Annotated in this window: 13 protein-coding genes and 1 pseudogene; 7 read left to right on the top strand and 7 right to left on the bottom strand. The window is 67.6% G+C overall.

Annotation, left to right across the window (positions count from 1 at the left end; genetic code table 11):
• Positions 1-190: 190 nt before the first annotated feature.
• Complete coding sequence (locus VF167_18305) at positions 191-577, bottom strand: response regulator (protein HEX6927384.1); 387 nt, start codon at positions 575-577, stop codon at positions 191-193.
• Between the two features lie 409 nt (positions 578-986).
• On the opposite strand from VF167_18305, the gene VF167_18300 reads away from it, so the two are divergent.
• Positions 987-2,030: a hypothetical protein gene (locus tag VF167_18300; protein HEX6927383.1), complete on the top strand. Its 1,044-nt coding sequence runs from the start codon at positions 987-989 to the stop codon at positions 2,028-2,030.
• Positions 2,031-2,234: 204 nt separating this feature from the next.
• Here VF167_18300 and VF167_18295 read toward each other — a convergent pair whose 3' ends face one another.
• From VF167_18295 to VF167_18285, 3 genes are read right to left on the bottom strand one after another with little or no spacing between them, the layout of a single operon-like run.
• On the bottom strand, positions 2,235-2,834 hold the full coding sequence (locus VF167_18295; GenBank protein HEX6927382.1) for a uracil-DNA glycosylase family protein: 600 nt from the start codon (positions 2,832-2,834) through the stop codon (positions 2,235-2,237).
• Positions 2,835-2,887: 53 nt separating this feature from the next.
• A complete protein-coding gene (locus VF167_18290; protein HEX6927381.1) occupies positions 2,888-3,928 on the bottom strand; it encodes a Gfo/Idh/MocA family oxidoreductase in 1,041 nt (346 codons plus the stop codon).
• Positions 3,925-5,154 (bottom strand): hypothetical protein, encoded by a 1,230-nt coding sequence (locus tag VF167_18285; protein HEX6927380.1) that lies wholly within the window; start codon positions 5,152-5,154, stop codon positions 3,925-3,927. Before VF167_18285 ends, VF167_18290 begins: the two co-directional genes overlap by 4 nt.
• A gap of 267 nt (positions 5,155-5,421) precedes the next feature.
• Between VF167_18285 and VF167_18280 the strand changes: the two genes are divergently transcribed.
• Positions 5,422-8,241 (top strand): PAS domain S-box protein, encoded by a 2,820-nt coding sequence (locus VF167_18280; protein HEX6927379.1) that lies wholly within the window; start codon positions 5,422-5,424, stop codon positions 8,239-8,241.
• Between the two features lie 133 nt (positions 8,242-8,374).
• Here the strand turns inward: VF167_18280 and VF167_18275 are convergent, their stop codons facing one another.
• Positions 8,375-10,948, bottom strand: coding sequence for a serine/threonine-protein kinase (locus VF167_18275; protein ID HEX6927378.1), 2,574 nt, complete (start codon positions 10,946-10,948; stop codon positions 8,375-8,377).
• A 119-nt stretch (positions 10,949-11,067) separates the two neighbouring features.
• Between VF167_18275 and VF167_18270 the strand changes: the two genes are divergently transcribed.
• Entirely contained in the window at positions 11,068-11,649 is a 582-nt protein-coding gene (locus VF167_18270; protein ID HEX6927377.1) for an ECF-type sigma factor, read from the top strand.
• Between the two features lie 274 nt (positions 11,650-11,923).
• Here the strand turns inward: VF167_18270 and VF167_18265 are convergent, their stop codons facing one another.
• Positions 11,924-13,402: a HAMP domain-containing sensor histidine kinase gene (locus VF167_18265; protein ID HEX6927376.1), complete on the bottom strand. Its 1,479-nt coding sequence runs from the start codon at positions 13,400-13,402 to the stop codon at positions 11,924-11,926.
• 231 nt (positions 13,403-13,633) lie between these two features.
• Here VF167_18265 and VF167_18260 point away from each other — a divergent pair, with 231 nt between their 5' ends.
• Positions 13,634-16,156, top strand: a complete 2,523-nt coding sequence (locus VF167_18260) for a DUF5916 domain-containing protein (GenBank protein ID HEX6927375.1) — start codon at positions 13,634-13,636, stop codon at positions 16,154-16,156.
• Here the strand turns inward: VF167_18260 and VF167_18255 are convergent.
• Positions 16,149-17,360, bottom strand: a complete 1,212-nt coding sequence (locus VF167_18255; GenBank protein HEX6927374.1) for an MFS transporter — start codon at positions 17,358-17,360, stop codon at positions 16,149-16,151. The two genes, VF167_18260 and VF167_18255, sit on opposite strands and share 8 nt — an antisense overlap.
• Positions 17,361-17,727: 367 nt before the next feature.
• Here VF167_18255 and VF167_18250 point away from each other — a divergent pair, with 367 nt between their 5' ends.
• From VF167_18250 to VF167_18240, 3 genes and pseudogenes are all read left to right on the top strand, one after another.
• Entirely contained in the window at positions 17,728-18,495 is a 768-nt protein-coding gene (locus tag VF167_18250; GenBank protein HEX6927373.1) for a biosynthetic peptidoglycan transglycosylase, read from the top strand.
• A 48-nt stretch (positions 18,496-18,543) separates the two neighbouring features.
• On the top strand, positions 18,544-18,855 hold the full coding sequence (locus tag VF167_18245) for a hypothetical protein (GenBank protein ID HEX6927372.1): 312 nt from the start codon (positions 18,544-18,546) through the stop codon (positions 18,853-18,855).
• Positions 18,813-18,922: pseudogene (locus VF167_18240) on the top strand (transposase). Before VF167_18245 ends, VF167_18240 begins: the two are co-directional and overlap by 43 nt.

Genomic DNA, 18,922 nt, shown 5'->3' with positions numbered 1-18,922 from the left:
CCTCCAGCTCGCACTTTCGTTGGCTTCCGCCGTTTCGCGGCTGACGAGCTTGTTGAAGTTGCTCAACCCTTTGTGGGCGAGCGTCTCCTGACTCCCCCCTTCCTGGTTTCCGGCGCGGACCGGGGAGGGGGTGCAAGCGCCAGGCCGGCATGGTTGGGGATGGCTTACACGGTGGAGGATCGGTCTCTTTTCAGGCCGGATCCTCCGCCGGCCCGATCCGCCGCCTGATCTCCTCCAGCACCTGCTTCGGCTCGACCGGCTTGGTGATGTAGGAGTCGAAGCCCGCTTGCTGCGCGCGACGATAGTCTCCGTTCATCACCACGTGCGCGGAGATCGCCAGTACCGGGATCCCAGCGGTCCGCGCGTCGCGCTTCAGCAGCGTGATCGCCTCCCAACCGTCCATGAGCGGCATGGAGAGGTCCATCAGGATCAGGTCCGGTAGGTGTTGGGTCGCCTTCTCGACACCGCGGATGCCGTTCTCCGCCTCCAGGATCTCATAGCCGGAATGCCGCAGGATCTCAGCGTAGATCTCGCGGTTGTCGAAGTTGTCCTCGACGATCAGGATGCGCTTGGGCAACGTCCCCCTCCGCTCGAAAGCTCGCGATGGGGCGGGGGCGCAGCAAACACCGGACCAGGGTCCGGGCGGCCGTGTGCGCCGGTGATGCTTTTCCGCCCCCGTTTCCGAGAAGAAGGTGTGCGGCCATGGCCGCGCCTCCCGGGACGATGCCGCACTTGCCGTTGCCCCTGGTAGGGTGCATTTTCGTGCGAGCCCCATAGCATTATCCACCGCACGGAATAACTCCTCCGGCCCATCCGACCAGGGCCAAGCAGACGCATCGCCCCTCGACCCGGAAGGCGGGCGCCAGGGTCCATATCCCAGGCACCCGCGCGAGCACGTCGGAAGCAACCCGGCCGTTCCTTGTCCCGGTACGTTCGCTAACCAGTCCGCCCAGATTTTTCGGTTCCCTTTTCCCAGGAAGGAGCCCATGAAGACGTTCCGTACCCGCCTGGTCGTCGCTGCGGTCGCTGCCTGTGCGCTGACGTCGCAGCTCGAGGCGCAGGACATTCAGTACGAGACCGTGACCCGGGTGGATTTCGCGGGCGCGGCCGGCGCGGCGATGAGGGTGGCCGCGCGTCTCGGTGGGGGATCGACGGAGACCGTCGAGACCACCTACATCAAGGGCCGCAAGATGCGGAGTGACGCGGATCAGACCTCGTCGATCATCGACCTGGATGCCGGCAGCGTAACCATGCTGGATCACCAGGCCCGCACCTACACGACCTTCACCTTTGACGAGATGCTGCAGCGGGCGCGGGAGACCGGTCAGCAAGTCAGCGAGAGCCGGCGGGAGGAGATGGGGCAGGGAGGAACGGAGGGGCGCATGGACTTCCGCTTCTCCGTCGACCGCGGCAACGAGCGCCAACGAGTGGCCGGCTACGACGCCGACCGTTTCTTCCTCACCATCGAGGCGGAGGCCGAGGCAGTGCCGGAGGGCGGGACGGAGATGGAGAAGGCGGGCACCCTGGTGGTCCTCACCGACATGTGGACTTCCAAGGACATCCCCGTGGTGCAGGCGCTGAGTGCTTTCGAGGACGTGTCCGCACAGCGGGTCGCCGAGGCAAGTGCGGCGATCACGGAAGGCTTCGCGGCGGCGTTCGCCGACGACCCGCGCATCGAGGTGGCCTTCCAGCAGTCGATGGAAGAGGCACGGAAGATCGAGGGAATGGCGGTGAAGTCGGTGACGCACTTCGTCACCGTCGCACCGGGCAAGCGCTTCGACCGCAACCTCATCACCAATCCGAAGCCCTCCGGGCCGAGCTTGGCGCAGCAGGCGGGACGGGCGGCGTTGGGCGGGCTGATGGGGCGCCTGGGAGGCCGACGCGCAGCCGAGCCGGAGCCGGCCGCCGAGGAGGAGCCCACCCAGGTGACCCTCTTCACGGTGACCAGCGAGGTGCGGAACGTGAAGACCACGTCCCTGGATGACTCGCTGTTCGAGATTCCTGCGGGATACACTCAGCAGCGGATGTGAGCCTCGATCGTCCGTGTGTGGCGCCGATCATGCCGACCTGGGAGGGGATTCCGGCTCCGCCGCGTTGGAGGGTTCGGTCGAACCAGCGGTGTCCACGCGCGTACAGCTCCCAGGAAAGCTCAGCACACATGCGCCCGATTACAGGTGCGCGAAAATCCGGCGAGCCGCCCATCCGCGGGGCGGCTCGTTCATTGGGCGGAGGCTTTAGCGGGAGCTATCTCCCAGCAGCACCTCCGCAACCCGCCGCCGCAATTCAGGGATCAGCTCGGCTTCGAACCAGGGATGCCGCACGAACCAGGGCTGGTTCCTGGGAGAGGGATGGGGGAGGGGAAATCGATCCGGCGCGTACTCTCGCCAGGCACGCACCGTCTCGGTCAGCGAGCCGCGGCGAAGCCGACCAAGGCAATGCTTCTGCGCGTACTGCCCGATGAGCAGGCTGAGTCGGATGTCGGGGAGGCGCTCCATCAGCGGCTCGAACCACAGCGCCGCGCATTCCGGTCGCGGCGGGTTGTCTCCCCCGGCCCCACGACCCGGATAGCAGAAGCCGATGGGTACGATGGCGATCTGCTCCGGGTCATAGAAGACCTCCTTCGTAATTCCCATCCACTTGCGGAGCCGCTCGCCGCTCGGGTCGTCCCAGGGAATGCCGGAGGCGTGCACGCGGGCCCCGGGGGCTTGTCCCACGACGAGAATGCGGGCACCGGTTCCGGCCTGCAGCACCGGTCGCGGCCCGAGCGGGAGGTACGCCTCGCACACCCTACACGCCCGGATCCTCGCCAGTAGCTGATCGAGGTCTTCCGACAAAGCCGGGCGCGGTGTCCGCGAGCGTGACCTTCTTTCGAGAGTCGTTCGCGCCGTCATCCGTCGTTCCGCGTTGCCGCCTCTCTTCGCCCCTGTTCCATCACCTCCGCGAGGGACACCGGCGCCCCCTCTCGTCGCTTGCTCTCTTCTGCCGCGGCCATGAAGGCAAAGATCTCCAGTGTCTCCTCTGCCGTCACCGGCGGATTTCCGGTTGCGAAGAACTTCGCCACCTCGCGGGTGAGCCCGTCGTATCCGCCCTCGTACTCCAGCACCTGGATACCTTCCGTACCGAATGCGGTGCCGCCATAACCGGTCTTCCCCTCGCGCAGCCCGCGGAAGGTGCCCACCCGGCCGTCGCGCCAGCGGCAGGTCACCACGTCCCACCCCTCCGCGTGCAGTCGGCTGACTGTCTCGCATCCGGTGCCCATGACGGCGAACAGGATTTCCACCCCGTGGATCCCGTACCAGAAGAGATCCGGGTGCGTGGGCTCCAGGGTCGCCGGACTGAAAGCGTCCGCGCCTGTGACCTGCCCGATGCTCCCGCCGCGCACCGCCTGCACGTCGGGAGTGAAACGCAGCGTGGAGGAGCTGAACACCGGGACGCCATAGTGCTCCGCGGCGTCGTAGATGGCGATCGCATCGGCGAGAGACGCAGCCACGGGCTTGTCGATGAAGACCGGCTTCCCCGCTCGGAACACCTCCAGTGCCTGCTCGAGGTGCAACCGACCGTCGTTGGTGTTCAGCAGCACCACGTCGACCTTTTCGAGCAGTTCGGCGATGGACCCGACGATCTCGACACCGCGGGCGCGCACCTCCTCGGTATAGCGCGGAATGCGACTGTAGCTCGACTCGATGGTTCGACTGCCGTAGGGGTAGGCGGCCACCACGCGGTACCCCAGCAGCGCCGGATCGGGCTCATCGGCGTTGAAGGCGTTTACGAAGGCCGGGCTGTGCGAGGTGTCCAGCCCGATGATGCCGATGCGCTTGCCGGGCGGCACCTGCTGTGCGGCGCCCGCAAGCGGCAGCAGCGGGAGGGCTGCCAGCACGAGGCCCATCGCCAGGACAGCAATCCTCTTCATCTTCATCTGAGTCTTCATCGCTCCAGTCTCTCCACTTTCCCGCCCGCGTCCGCGAATTTCGCGGCGGTCTCGGCGTCCGCCGCGGCCAGACGGTCCCAGTCGACCCGCAGGAGCCTGGGGTTGGGAATGTATCGACGTCCAACCTTGCTCACGGGCCGCCCGTCCGCCTCGACCACGTCCGCGGTGAAGTCGTGGCTACCGACAATCAGGCTGCTTCCCACTCCGTAAGCCGCGACGGGCAGGCCCAGCGACTCGAACTCACCGATCTTCTCGACGTCAAAGCCGCCGCTCACCACGATGCCGACCTCCGGATAGCCGGCCTCGTCGAGGGCTGCGCGCAACCGGAGAACGAGGGTGGGATTGACCCCATTGAGGTTTTCCTTCCCCCAGGCCTCCGGGTCGTCTATCAACCCCTTGTCGATCAGCCGTTCGCTGGTGTCGACGCGAACCGCGTCCAGAGCACCACGTCCGAACTCGCGTTCCATGGCCCGCGCGACCGCGATCGAGGTCCGGATCACGTCGTTATCGAAGTCGACGAGGCTCACGATCTTCACGCCCGGCTCGCGGTCCCGGCAGTAGCGCGCGAAGGCGAGGGTCGCTTCCACCGTGTCTCCCCCGAACGCGGCGATCAGGGCATGGGGCATCGTACCCACACCCTCCGTTCCCCACCATGCCCCATTGGCGTCAGTGGAGACGCTTGCCGCCCCGCCGCGGAGCGCGGCGTATCCGTCGGCCACCTGCACGCGCCAGTCATCGTGCCGGGCGGGCATGAAGATGATCGGTCGTCCACCCGCCGCGTCCGCCACTGCGCGCGTCTGCGAGGCCACCTTGGTGCGACGTGCCAGAACCCCCAGGATGTCTGTCTCCAGGTGGGCAAAGGCGCGGTACGGTCCACGGATGTGCATCACTGTCTCCCAGGGCTCGAACCGCTCGCCCTCCAGCAGGGTGTCCACCTGGAGATCGGCTACGTCGTAGCCTGCCGCCAGCTGGGTCTGCAGCATCCGGATCGATTCCCAGACGCCCACCAGCGTACCCGGAGTTTTGGCGAACAGCTGGAGAGTCACCACCGGATCCCGCCCGGCGTGGGCCAGGGTGTGGGCCGCGCGCACGAAGTACCGGTCGGAGAGCCAACCGCTCGCCATGCGGGGATCGAACTGGAAGATCTCCGCGGGGAAACGTGAAAGATCCGCGTACAGGAAGCGCTCGCGCTCCACCGGGGAGCTCGGGGGGTAGATCGTGCTCATGCGATGGATCGGAGTGGCAGAGCGCAGGACGTCGTGGCGGCCGAGCTTGCTTTTCTGCGCCCGTGCATTCGGAGCGACCACGGGATGTTGGCGACAGGGATGTCGCGCAGCAAGTGCCGATGTTGTCGCGGAGCTCGCTTCCAGCCCGTCTTGCTGCCGTGCACCGGCGCGCGCAATATTCACCTGCTCGTCGCCAGCAATCACACTCGTCGTCACGTCCTTCCACCGTTCGGAGCTCGCGGAACCGCACTACCCCTGAGCCCGTCCATGCAACCTGCCAAGACCGGGGTCGCCCGGGGCGATGCCGACCGCCGGTCGGAGACACCGTCAAGCGATTTCCACGCTGCTCTCGAGATCGTCCTGGCAACGGCCAGCGACGGTATTCTGATCCTGGACGAGAACGAGCGCATTGTGGCCTGGAACCGTCGCCTGCTCGAGCTCTGGAAGTTGGACGAGGAGCTGCTGGCTACGCGCGACGGGTCTGCGGTCACGGGCGCCATGCGCGCACGGCTCGCAGACCAGGATACCGCGGCGCTGGACGGCTCGGCGGGCGGTGGCCCCGGTGGCGAAAACGCCTGTTTCGAGCTGTCGGATGGACGCGTACTGGAAGGATCGTTCGGAACCGGGCCGGACGGCGGGCGGGGAGCGCTCCGGCTCTGGCGCTTCCGCGAGGTCACGCAGGAGCGCGATCTCGAGGAGGCCTTGCGGATCGCCGAGGCTAGCTACCGGACCATCTTCGACCTCGCCAGCGAGGCGATGTATGTCCACGACCCGGTCACCGGGTCGATCCTCGACGTGAACGAGCGCGCCATGGCCTTCCACGGGCGTACGCGCGAGGAGTTCGCGGCCATGGGGATCGAGGCGGTGAGCACGGGCGAGGCACCCTATAGCGCCGTCGAGGCGCTGGACTACGTGCACCGCGCCGCCGCGGGCGAGCCGCAGCTCTTTACCTGGCGCGCGCGGCATAGCTCCGGCCGGATGATCTGGATCGAGGTCAGCCTGCGTCGGGCGGTCATCGGGGGGGAGGAGCGCGTGCTCGCGACCGCGCGCGATGTGACGGAGAGGATGGAAGCGCAGGCGGTGCTCCAGCGTTCGCAGGAGGAACTGGAGCGAGCCGTGGCGGAGCGGACGGCCGAGCTCGCCGCGGCGCACGCGGCGGTGCGCGAGCGCGAGGAGCAGTACCGGGCCCTCGCCGATGCGGATCCGGATGGGATCGTGGTGATGGACGACGGTTCCACGATCATCTCGGTGAACCCCGCCATGGAGACGATCTTCGGCTACACCGCTGAAGAGTTGGTGGGACGCAGCCTCACCATGCTTATTCCCGAGCGGCTACGGCAGTCCCACCGGGAGGGGGTGAACCGCTACCTGGCGACCGGCAAGCGGAGCATGTCCTGGGTGGGTGTGCAGGTCCCTGGCCGGCGCAAGGACGGTTCCGAGGTCGATCTGGAGATCAACTTCGGCGAGTATACGATCGACGGGCAGCATCGCTTCGCCGGGTTCATCCGCGACATCAGCGAGCGCAAGCAGGCGGAGGAGGCCCTGCGCTTCCAGTCGGCGTTGCTGGCGGCTCAGAACGAGGCGGCGATCGACGGGATTCTGGTCGCCCACCAGGGGCGGGTGCTCAGCATGAACCGTCGGTACGCGGACATCTTCAACGTGCCGGAGGAGCTGCGCCCCCTCGAACGGTGTCATGAGATGCTCCGCTGGGCGATCGCGCAGACCGCTGACCCGCAAGCGTACCAGGCGAGCATCGAGCGACTCCGCCACGACCCCGATGCGACACACCGGGACGAGGTCCTGCTCGCCGACGGCCGCGTACTCGACCGCTATTCCGCACCGCTGAAGAGCCGGGAAGGCAAGCTGTACGGCAGGATCTGGGTGGTCCGGGACATCACCGAGCGGAAGCAGATCGAAGCGGCGCTGCAGCGGGCGAAGGAAGAAGCGGAACGCGCGAACCTGGCCAAGAGTGAGTTCCTCTCCCGCATGAGCCACGAGCTGCGGACGCCGCTGAACAGCATCCTCGGCTTCGGACAGGTACTCGCAAGGCGGGACCTTCAGCCGGATCAGCTCCGCGCCGTCGAGCACATCATGAAGGCGGGGCGCCACCTCCTGAGCCTGATCGACGAGGTGCTCGACATCGCGCGGATCGAGTCGAACCGACAGCAACTCTCGGTGGAGCCGGTGCACGCCGGCGAGCTGCTGGAGGAGGCTCTCGCGCTGGTGCGGCCGATGGCACAGCAGCGACCGGTTTCCCTGCCTCACTCCGTGCCGCTGGAGGCGGACGTACATGTGCGGGCAGACCGACAGCGGCTGATGCAGGTGCTGCTGAACCTGCTCTCCAACGCGGTGAAGTACAACTCCACGGGTGGGCGCGTGGAGCTGCACGCCCGACGGCTGGACGGGGAGAATGGTACGCCGCGCCTGGCGCTGGGGGTGAGTGATACCGGCCCGGGGATCCCGGCGGAGCGCATGGGGGAATTGTTCGTGCCTTTCTCCCGCCTGGGAGCCGAGCAGGGAGGCGTGGAGGGTACCGGGCTGGGCCTGGCCTTGTCGCAGCGCCTGGTCGAGGCCATGCACGGCGAGCTGCGGGTGGAGAGCGAGGTGGGCGTAGGGAGCACCTTCTGGGTCGAGCTGCCGGTGGACGATCACCCGCTCGCCCGGCTGGAGAGCTACCGCCTGGGTGCCCCCGCGCCGACCCCGCGACAGGCCAGTCGTGGTCCTCGCCGCGTGCTGTACGTGGAGGACAACCTGGCCAACCTGAACCTGGTGGAGAGCATCTTCGAGGACCGTCCGGAGATCCAGCTCCTGCCGGCGCTGCAAGGGCGCATGGGGCTCGAGCTCGCTCGCGAGCACCGCCCCGACCTGATCCTGCTCGACCTCCACCTGCCGGACATGAACGGAGAAGACGTGCTGCAGCAGCTACGCTCCGATTCACGTACCAGCAACATCCCCGTCCTGGTGATCAGCGCCGACGCCACGCCGCGCCAGATCGCGCGCCTGCGCGCGGCGGGGGCACGAGGCTACCTGACCAAGCCGCTCGATCTCGACGAGTTCCTGCGCGAGGTGGATGCGGCGCTGGAGTGAGAATCCAGGAGGCCACTTAGAAGCGCACGGCGTCGCGCAGCCAGGCCACTCTGCCATAGACGCCCCTACAGGTTCGAACTCCGGTTCAGGATCGGCATGGACGGTGATTGAACCTCGAGGTCGATCCGCCCGGCTAGCCTTCGCTTTCGACCTTCTGTCGTACCTTCTCGCTCACCACCTGGAACCGCGGATCATCGGAGATCGACGCGTACGGCGTCGCCTCGATGACGGCGAGGTCGGCCCAGCCGCGGTCGACCAGCGTTTCCAGGATGCGGATCGCCTCCTCAGAGCGCCCCTGTAAGGCCCTGAGCTGGGATTGTAGGACGAGGGCGTCGAAAGTGGCGATGTCGGTCGGGCCCAGACGCGCCTCTGCGATGCGCACCGCCCGGTCGATCAGCTGGCTTGCCCCATCCACGTCTCCCGCGAGGCCGCGGGCAAGCGCGTAGCTATGGAGGATGTAAGCGACCGCCGGATGATCGGGTCCCAGGGCGCGCTCGCGCACCTCCAGCGCCTGCTGGAAGGCTGCGAGGGCTTCTTCGGTCCGCCCCTGCTTCCGCAGGACCCTCCCCAGGTTGTGGTACGCGTAGGAGATATCCACGTGGTCGGGACCCGAGAGGGCGGTGTACTCCGTCACTAGCCGGCGGTGCACTGCCTCGGCCGAATCCAGGCGACCCACACCCTCCAGCGCGAGCGCGTAGTCGTTGGCCACGTGCAGACGGTAGGGGTCGGTCGGGCTCAACAAGCTGTCCGCAGCCTGCAGCGCAGCGGCTGCGTATGGGAACGCGCCTTCATGATCCCCCTGCCACTGCCGAGTCAGGTAGAGGAATCGCAGGGCTTGCGGCAGACCCCTGCCGGTTGGGCCTTCGGCCGACCGATAGATCCGGACCGCGCGCTCCAGCCGGCGCTGTGCAGTGGTGAACTCCTCCAGGTCGATCTCGATTCTGGCCAGTGCGGTGAGCGTGCTGGCCACCGTGGTGTCGTTCGGCCCGAAGAGCGCTTCACGCATCGCCAGGGCCTCCTGCAGGTGCGGGAGCGCCGCCCGCGCATCGCCCAGCGAGGCGATGCCGCGCCCCACCGCATCGAGTGCCTCGGCGATGTCTTCGTGTGGGGCCGAAAGGTTCTCGCGCCGCCGCTGCAGTGCCGCCTCCAGGTGGGGCTGGGCCTGGGCGAAGAGTCCGAGGGCACCGTACGCCTGCCCGATCGCCATCTCCATGTCCGCACGCACCAGCGGCTCATCCGCCAGCTCGAGGGCGATGCGCTCACCCGCCCGGTCCAGGAGCTGCCGCGCGGTAATGGTGTCTCCCCCCGAGACGACCGGCTCGTTCGCTCCGAAAACGCTCAACATGAAGCTCGCGAGGCTGGCCGCCTTGTCGCGCTCGAGACGCGCTTCCTCGAGGGCCACGGCGCGAGCCCGCGCCTGATAGGTGCTGAAGCCGGTCGCGGCCACCAGCACGGCCAGCATCACCGCCGCCGCGGCCACCACCAGGCGATTGCGCCGCAGGAACTTGCGGGCTCGGTAACCGATCGTGTCACGGCGGGCGAGCACCGGACGCCCCTCCAGGAAGCGCCGGACGTCTTCAGCGAACTGCTCGGCGGACGAATAGCGGCGCTCCGGCTCCTTGCGCAGCGCCATCAGAACGATGGCATCCAGGTCGCCTCGAAGCTGCTGCCGCAGGACGGACACCCTCGTGCGGCGCGCCCGCGCTACGTCTGCCGCGTCGTGCTGCCATGCGTCGGATACCAGGGTGGTGAGGGCTTCGCTGGGGCGGGTGGCTTCCTGCTCGCAAACGATGCGGTGCCAACCCGGGCCCATGCTTGCGCGGAAGGGTCGGGTGCCCGTGAGCAATTCGTATAGTAGGATGCCGAGCGCGTAGACATCCGTGGCGGTGGTGATCGGGTCGCCCAGGATCTGCTCCGGGGCGGCGTGCTCGGGCGTGAGCAGCAGGTGTTCTTCGGTGAGCGGCGCGGTGATGCCCATCCCCTCCGGATCGAGCAGCTTGGCGATCCCAAAGTCGAGCAGCCGGATCTCCCCCTCTTCCGTCACCAGGATGTTCGATGGCTTGAGGTCGCGGTGCACGACCAGGTTGCTGTGGGCGAAATGCACCACACGGCAGACCTGCATGAACAGGTGGAGACGGTCGGCCAGGGGGAGTCGATGGGCGTCCGCGTAGTCGGTGATGGGAAGGCCGCGGACGAACTGCATCACCAGGTAAGGCCGCCCGTCCGGAGTCACCCCTCCGTCCAGCAGTGGGGCCACGTTCGGGTGCTGCAGCCGGGCCAGCACCTGTCGCTCGATGCGGAAGCGGGCGGCCATCTCCTCGGGAGGGAGGTGGGAGCGCACCAGCTTGATGGCAACCTCCTGGCGATAACTCTCGTCGACCCGCTGCGCCCGATAGACATCGCCCATCCCGCCCCGACCGATTCGCTCCTCCAGCCGGTAGGGGCCGATTCTCAGGCCGGTGAGGTCCCCTGCAGTTGCGCCCGTCGTCGCTTCAGCGGCCGTCGTTTCAGCGTTCGCGGTGGTTTCCTGAATGAGCGGCTGATCACCGCCGATGCGTTCATGGCTGGCCAGCACCGCCTCCAGCTCGGCGCGCAGCTCGGGATCATCGGCGCAGCGGTGGTCGAGGAACGCGGTCAGTTCCTCCGGAGGCAGCTGGAGTGCGGCGAAGAAGAGGGACTGGAGGCGATCCCACGATTGGCGGTCCATCTGAAGCTCCAGGTGAGGGTGGAGCGGGTGGGAAGGGCAGCCGCATTGATGCGGGGCGCCCTGCGTCTATATTGGCCGGAAAGGGTCCAGCGTCAACGTGCCCGGAAGGAGCTCCGCACGTGCCACAGGCGACTCTCACGGAGTGGCTCCAGCGATTACGAGCGGGTGATGAGGAGGCGTTGGGTCGCATCCTCCCCATCGTCTACGACGAGCTCCGCGAGCTCGCGCGGGCGCAGCTCCGGCGGGAAGACGCCGGGCACACGCTCAACGCCACGGCCCTGGTCCACGAGGCCTACCTACGGCTGGCGGAGCGCCGCGAGCTGAAGCCCCGCGACCGACACCACTTCTTCGCCATCGCCGCCCAGTGCATGCGGCGCGTGCTGGTCGACCACGCCCGGGCCCGGAAGCGGAAGAAGCGCGGCTCCGGAGTGGTCGCACTGGCCCTCGACGACGCGGCGGCGGTCTGGGCGGAAGAGGCCTCGGACGACCTGCTGGCGCTGGATGCCGCGCTGGACCGCCTGGCGGCCGTGAGCCCTCGGGCGGCGCAGGTGGTGGAGCTGCGCTTCTTCGCCGGTCTCTCCCTCCAGGAAACCGCCCTCTCGCTCGGGACCTCCCTCAAGACGGTGCAACGCGACTGGTTGCTCGCGCGTGCGTGGCTTCAGAAGGAGATCGAAGCCACCCCGGCGCTGCCGGAGGGGTGACCGCCACCCGGAAAGGCCGTCGCGGCAGTATTCACCTTTCTCAATTGCCCCCTCGAAGCGGCGCGCAAATCCCGCTCGAGATCCAGTCGCGGCTCGTCGAAGAGCACCCCGTGCGCCGTCTTGGCACCCCCAGGACGTGGCGCGGGCGGCGCTGTACCGGACGTCTCCGACGCGGCGCGACATCCGTGGCACTCTCGAGGTCGAATGACGCTCATCCTTCCAGGCGACGAATGGGCGGCGAAGTGGGCATCCGTCGACGGGCGCGGCAGGTTGTTCAGGGTCGGGATATTGCCGGGCGAGAGACGCCGGGTGCGTCCGAGCGATCGCTCTCGAGCGCCTTCAGAGGCAGGAGCAGTACGAAGCAGGCGCCCGGGTTGGATGAACTGTCGAGGCGGAGGTCGCCGCCGAGCAGGCGGGCAATACGCCGGGCGATGGCGAGACCCAGACCGTGTCCCTCCACCCGGCCGTCGTCCTTCACCCGGGTGAACTCCTCGAAGATCCGGTCGCGCATCTCCGGAGGAATTCCGGGGCCAGTATCCTGCACGCACACCGCCGCCCAAGCGCCTCGTCCCGAACCTGTGTCCTCGCGCCGCTCTACCCTCACGGTGATGGCGCCGGGCGGGGGGGTGTACTTCGCCCCGTTGGAGAGCAGGTTCTGGACAATCTGCTGCACCCGCGTGGGATCGGTTCGGATGATGAACTCACCCGGCCGCGAGTCCAGGGTCAGCCTGTGGCCGGCGGCTTCGATCTGCGCCCGCTGGACCTCGAGCACTTCCTTCAGGACCCAGTGCAGGTCTACCTGCTTCGGCTCGATCGGCAGCCGCCCGCTCTCCACCCGGGCGAGGTCCAGCAGGTCGTTGATGATGCGCAGGGCCCCGTCCACCGAGCGTTGAATGCCGGTGACCAGCGGCACCTGCTCGGGCTGGATGGGTGCTCGCACGCCTAGCGCCAGGAGCTCCGCGTAGCCCTTGGCGGCACCAAGCGGGTTCTTCACGTCGTGGGTGATGCCGCGGAGCAGGCGTTCTCTCAGCTCGGCCCCGCGCGCGAGCTCCTCGAGGGCGACTTCCGCCTCCCGCCGGCGGCGCTCCGACTCGATCGCGAACTGACGCGCGCGTCCGGCCAGGAGGGCGGCGGCGGCTCCCGTCAACACCGCGAGCACTCCCAGCGCCACCGTCACTGACATCCCCAACCGCTCTGCCCGCTCGATCCGCGCACGCACCGTGCGCGTGTGCTCCACGATGGCCTCGTCCAGCTGGCGGGTGAGGATCAGCAGCTCGCCGAACAGCCGCCTCTCACGGCGCGGGCGCGGATGGTCCGGCTCACCGTACTCCTCCAGGAGGTCTTCAGCGTCGGTCACACGCGAATGCCACAGCAGTGCGGCGAGGCGGACCTCCGCCAGGCGTTCGACCACCTCCGGGCTGAGCGCACGAGCATGGTTCTCCAGCTCGCGGTAGATCGAATCCTCACGCTCGAGTGCCTCCTCGTACTCCTCACGCGCGGATGGGTCGGCCGTGAGCATCAGCTCGCTGAGCGCCGCCATCTCGCGAACGAGATTGAACTCGAGCGAGGTCACCTCGTTGCGCGCGGGCTCCGCCGCTTCGATCTGCTCGCGCAGCGCATTAGCGCGCCGATTGACGAGGATCGGCACGGCCACGAGGGTGACGAGGGCGAGCAGGACGAACACCAGAACTACTCGCTCCGTCCGCGGAGCGCGCACCGGACCCGTGGGTGGCGCGAAGGTGGTCGGATTCATGCCGGGTCAGCCTGTAGGGACGACGAGCCCACGAGGGGTGCGATTCCCGATCGGAGCGGAAATCGCACCCAGCAGGATCGATGGTCAACGTGTAGAGTAGACCGAATGGCCATCGGGACCCCCAAACCACCTGTCATGACTCTCCTCCGTACCCGATCGAGCCGGGAGTGCCGACGTACGTCGCGCGGCGCTGCAGGCCGCCAGGCGCCGTCGGCTGGATGGGTTCTCCTGATGCTGGCCGCGGCTGGCTCGACCGAGGCTGAAGCCCAGACTCGGCCCGAGCTGACCGCCATGCCGGCGGAAGGGATCGTGATCGACGGGCGCCTGGACGAGGAGGAATGGCAGCGAGCCCCCTCCGCAACCGAGTTCCTACAGCTCGAACCCTCCGAGGGTGCCCCCGCCTCCCAGCGGACCGAAGTCCGGGTGCTGTACGGCCCGGGGAGTCTGTATATCGGGGCGACACTGCACGACAACGAGCCAGCTCTCATCGAGCGGACGCTCGGGCGCCGGGACGAATTCAACCGCGCCGACTGGTTCGTCGTCGCGATCGATTCCTACCACGATCGGCGAACCGCCTATGCCTTCGGCGTGAGCGCGGCGGGCGTTCAGTTCGATGCCGTAAAGGACGGTGGTGGCGACGGCGGTCCCGGCCCGGGTGGAGGTGGCGGAGGCGGTCAGGTGCCCGACAACATGGATCCTTCTTGGGACGCCATCTGGACCTCGGCGGTCGAGCTGACGGCGGAGGGTTGGGTGGTCGAGATGGCGATCCCCTACAGCATGCTTCGCTTCCGTCGTGCGAGTACACAGCGATGGGGGGTGCAGTTCAGTCGGCACCTCCCGCGCGCCGGCGAACGATCGGAGTGGCCGCTGGTCCGCCGGGTCGAACGGGCGAACCAGGTCGCGCGCTTCGCCGACCTGGTCGGGATCGAGGGGGTGGATCCGCGGCGGAACGTGCAGCTCCGACCTTACTCGGTCGCCCGTGTCGAAACTCAGGAGAGCGAAACCGATCCGGGTGAGAGGGCGGGGACCGGGGAGGTGGAGATCGGCGCCGACCTGAAGATCGGCCTCGGCCCGAACCTCACGCTCGACGCCACGATCAACCCGGACTTCGGCCAGGTAGAATCCGATCCGGCAGTCCTCAACCTCACCGCCTTCGAGACCGTCTTCGACGAGCGGCGGCCGTTCTTCGTGGAGGGGAGCAGCATCTACCAGTTCTCCGCCGGTCCGGGGCAGCTCCTCTATACCCGCCGGATCGGGGCCTTATCCCCCATCATCGGAGCCGCCAAGCTGTCCGGGCGCACGGGCCGGGGGCTGTCCTTCGGCGTACTCGGGGCTACCACGGGGCACGATTTCTCCCCGGAGACCCACTTCGCCGTCGGTCGCGCGACCCAACAGTTCCGCGGCAACTCGACCGCCGGCGGAATCTTCACCGCGTACGACGCGCCGGCCGATTCCGGTCGGTTGCGCAGCTTCAGCGCGGGCGCCGACTGGGACCTCCGCTTTCTGGACGACCAGTACGGTATCGAGGGCTTCGCGGCCGCCACGAGCCGGATGTGGACGGCCAACGTGAACGAGGCAGAGCGCGGCTTCGCGGCCAAGGTCTGGGCCGTCAAGCGTCAGGGAGCCTGGCAGGGATTTTTGGGGACCGAGGTCTTCTCGGACGAGTTCAATCCGAACGACGTGGGCCAGCTCCGGGAGAACAACGCCTACGTCCTGATCGGCAGCATCGAACACGAGATCAACGACAACCGGCCATTTGGACCGTTCCAGCGGGCGAGCGCGGAACTCTTCGGGGTGCAGCGATTCGCTTATACGGACGGGCTGAACCAGGGACTGGAGCTGGACCTCCGCTCCCAATGGATGCTGCGGACCTTTCAGTCCTTCGAGTTGTCGGCCTCGTTCGAGAGTCCCTTCGGCGGCTACGACCTCTACGAGACGCGCGGATTGTGGCCCTGGGCGAAGCCCGCTTCAGTCCGCATCGATGCTGAGTTCACCACCGACGAGCGGCGTAGCTGGGAGATCGAGCCCGAGGTGGGCCTGACCTTCGTCGAGGGGGGCGGGCGCGGCTATGCCGCCGGCCTGCGGGGCAACTGGCGCGTCAGCGATCGCGTCTCGTTGGAGGGGAATCTCGAGGGTGAGTGGGAAGACGATGTGCTGGCGTGGTCCTCCAATGAGACCTTCCTGAGCGACGGCCAGGGCGGGTGGCTCATCGGGGTCGAATCGGGCGAGGTGGTCACCGACCCCGACGACTTCGTCGAGTTCGACGATGAAGGGCAGCTCGCCGGCATTCTCGAGGGAGTGGAGCCGGTCGAGGTGGGGCGCTACTTCGTTCCGGTCTTCGGCCACCGGGACACCCGCTCGCTCGACCTGACGCTGCGGGGTGGGTATACCTTCACCCCCGACCTCTCCTTCCAGCTCTACAGTCAGCTCTTCCTGGCGGGCGGGCGCTATCAGCGCATGGGGATCCTGCGCACGCGAGACGAGCTGGCTCCCTTCGATGCCTTCCCCAAGCGCGACGACTTCGCGTTCAGCAGCCTGCAGTCAAACGCCGTCCTGCGCTGGGAGTACCGGCCTGGCTCCGTCCTCTACGTCGTCTGGACCCACGGCCGTCGCCTCGAGGACGAGATGAGCCCCCTTGCCCCCTGGGGCCCTTCGCCTTTCGAGCGGTCCATCGGCGGCCAGATCGCCGACACCTTCGATATCATCCCGCAGGACGTCCTGCTGGTGAAGCTGAGCTACACCTTCCTCAACTAGGGCGGCGCTTCTCCTCGCCGGGCAGCAAGGCCGTCACCACACCGAGAGCGGGGAGGAAGGCGCAGACCTGGTACACGAACTCGATCCCCTTCCAGTCCGCCAGCACCCCCAGCAGAGCGGCGGCGATACCTCCCATGCCGAAGGCGAATCCGAAGAAGAGCCCGGAGACGGCGCCGATCCGGCCGGGTACCAGCTCCTGAGCATAGACGATGATCGCCGGGAAGGCGGAAGCCAGGATGAAGCCGATCGCCACGCTCAGCACGGTCGTCCACAGGTAGCTCACGTGCGGGAGGAGCAGGGTGAAGGGCAGGACTCCCAGGATCGAGAACCAGATCACCGTCTTTCGCCCGAACCGATCTCCAATCGGCCCTCCGAGCAGGGTGCCGGCGGCCATCGCTCCCAGGAAGATGAACAGGGAGATCTGCGACTGCGCCACCGACGCCTCGAAGGTCTCCATCAGGTAGAAGGTGAAGTAGCTGGTGAGGCTGGCGAGATACATGTACTTGGAGAAGATCAGCACCACCAGCACCCCGATCGCACGCACGACCGTGCGCCGCGGCAGCCTCAGGGTGGCCACGGGCGAGGCCGCGACGGCAGCCTTCCGCGTCGATTGATCGCGCGCCCACTCGCCCACCCACCAGAGCAGCGCCATCGCTGTGAGGGCCGCCAGCGAGAACCAGGCGACGCTGTGCTGTCCTCCCGGCAGGACGAAGTACGCCGCCAGCAGCGGCCCCACCGCCGTCCCGGTGTTTCCGCCAACCTGGAAGATCGACTGCGCCAGGCCGTGGCGGCCGCCGGAGGCCGTGCGCGCAATGCGGGAAGATTCAGGATGGAAGACCGCCGAGCCCAGGCCGACCAGCGCGGCGGCGGCGATCAGAAGCCAGTAGTGCCCCGCCCAGGCCAGCAGCAGCAGGCCGACGAAGGTGGACCCCATGCCGGCCGAGAGCAGGCGCGGGCGCGGGTGCCGGTCCAGGGTCGCCCCGACCACCGGCTGAAGCAGCGATGCGGTCGCCTGGAAGGTGAAGGTCAGCAGCCCGATCTGGGTAAAGGTGAGGCCATAGTTTGCTTTGAACACCGGATACAGCGCTGCCAGCAGCGACTGCATGGTGTCATTGAGAAGATGACAGAGGCTCAGCGTCACCAGCACGAGCATCGCAGTGTGCCCCCGTGCGGGCGCGTTCGCCTCGCTTATCGCAGATTGCATATCGATCACACACGTCCAGTGTCATGCGGAGGTCCAGCCACGGTGCGGAGGGCATCGTCGGCCCCTCACACCGTGGCCTGGCGAAGATATCTATTGCCGGGTCCCGCCGCACGGGACAGGTTGGCGGCGGGGTTGAGAGCGCGGGGGAGTGGTGGGGTGACAAGGTGACAAGGTGACCGGACGGCGCTGCCGGTGATGATGGCGAGAACCTGGACTTCCTGCCGCCCTGGTTACGCCATGGGCTACAAGTGGCGCGCGGCTCGACGGTGGCGCTCCGTCCCCGTTCACCTTGTCACCTTGTCACCCTGTCATCCGTTCACCGCCCCTTGTCTGCTTGCCCTGCTTGCCGCCTCAACGAAGGGCCGCCATGCGCTGGAGAAATCGCGAACATAACGAACCTGGCGACGAGCAGACGTTGCCGCTCGGTGTGCCCGTGCCCGTCTCCGGGGAGGGGCAGAGGCTCGGTGTGCGGGCTCTGCTCCGCCGGATGGCGAGGGCGGTGCTCCTGGTACTCGTCGGCTATTACCTGCTGTGCGTGCTGTTGCTGGTGGCGTACCGCTTCCTGTCGCCGCCGATCACCGGTGTGCAGCTCCAGCGGGGGATCGAGTCGCTCCTGGCTGGTGAGGAGTATCGCAAGGTGCAGAACCGGGTGTCGCTGGAGTCTCTACCCCGGCATGTCCCCCGCGCCGTGGTGGCCGCGGAAGACGGAGGGTTCTGGGAGCATTTCGGCTTCGACTGGGCGGAGATGATCAGTGCGGGGAGCGAGGCCGCGGGCGGCATCCGGATCCGTGGCGCCTCGACCATCACCCAGCAGCTGATGAAGAACCTGTTCGGGACCACGCACCGGAACCCGGTGCGCAAGCTCTACGATTGGGGTCTGACCCCGGTGGCGCAGGTGGTTCTCGGCAAAGAGCGGATTCTGGAGCTGTACCTGAACGAGGTAGAATGGGCCGAGGGAATCTGGGGCATCGACGCCGCCGCGCGGCATCACTACGGCGTGAGCGCCTCAGAGCTCACCCGCACCCAGGCCGCAGGCCTGGCCGCCCTGCTTCCCAATCCCCGCCGCCGCACACCGGAGAACACCGGCAGGTACCGGGCGGAGATCCTGCGGAGGATGCGGGTGCGGGGGTGGTAGGGGAGGCAGGGAGCGTTGGTCCACCCGATCCGGCATCGTGGCCCAGAGGTGCAGAAGCACCTGGCGATCCTCCGAGCTCGGGACGTGTTGGTGCGCACGCGAACCAAGCTCACCAATCACGTGCGTGGCACGGTCAAGTCCGTGGGTGGTCGGATCCAGAAATGCTCCACGGAGTCGTTCGCTCGCACGGCATCGGTGCAGATCCCCGCAGACCTGCGAGAGGTGATGCGGCCGCTGCTGGAGGTGATCCAGGAGCTGAACGAGCGAATCCGAGCCTTCGACCGCCGATCGAGGAGACGATCGCAGCACACTACCCGGAGGCGCGGCGACTCCAACAGATCAAAGGAGTCGGTCCGGTGACCGCGCTCGCCTTTGTCTTGTTGATCGAGGATCCCAGCCGATTCTCTGCCAGCCGAGAGGTGGGAGC

It is taken from the genome of Longimicrobiaceae bacterium (assembly GCA_036375715.1).
Taxonomy (GTDB): Bacteria; Gemmatimonadota; Gemmatimonadetes; order Longimicrobiales; family Longimicrobiaceae; genus DASVBS01.
Note: the sequence above shows the minus strand (reverse complement) of the source record. Positions and strands in the feature narration are given on the sequence as shown.

Bases quoted from the DNA above. Each gene is read 5' to 3' on its own strand.
- VF167_18280 (HEX6927379.1), top strand. From the start codon at position 5,422: ATGCAACCTGCCAAGACCGGGGTCGCCCGGGGCGATGCCGACCGCCGG.
- VF167_18250 (HEX6927373.1), top strand. From the start codon at position 17,728: ATGCGCTGGAGAAATCGCGAACATAACGAACCTGGCGACGAGCAGACG.
- VF167_18300 (HEX6927383.1), top strand. From the start codon at position 987: ATGAAGACGTTCCGTACCCGCCTGGTCGTCGCTGCGGTCGCTGCCTGT.
- VF167_18255 (HEX6927374.1), bottom strand. From the start codon at position 17,360: ATGCAATCTGCGATAAGCGAGGCGAACGCGCCCGCACGGGGGCACACT.
- VF167_18265 (HEX6927376.1), bottom strand. From the start codon at position 13,402: ATGAATCCGACCACCTTCGCGCCACCCACGGGTCCGGTGCGCGCTCCG.
- VF167_18260 (HEX6927375.1), top strand. From the start codon at position 13,634: ATGCTGGCCGCGGCTGGCTCGACCGAGGCTGAAGCCCAGACTCGGCCC.
- VF167_18285 (HEX6927380.1), bottom strand. From the start codon at position 5,154: ATGAGCACGATCTACCCCCCGAGCTCCCCGGTGGAGCGCGAGCGCTTC.
- VF167_18290 (HEX6927381.1), bottom strand. From the start codon at position 3,928: ATGAAGACTCAGATGAAGATGAAGAGGATTGCTGTCCTGGCGATGGGC.
- VF167_18275 (HEX6927378.1), bottom strand. From the start codon at position 10,948: ATGGACCGCCAATCGTGGGATCGCCTCCAGTCCCTCTTCTTCGCCGCA.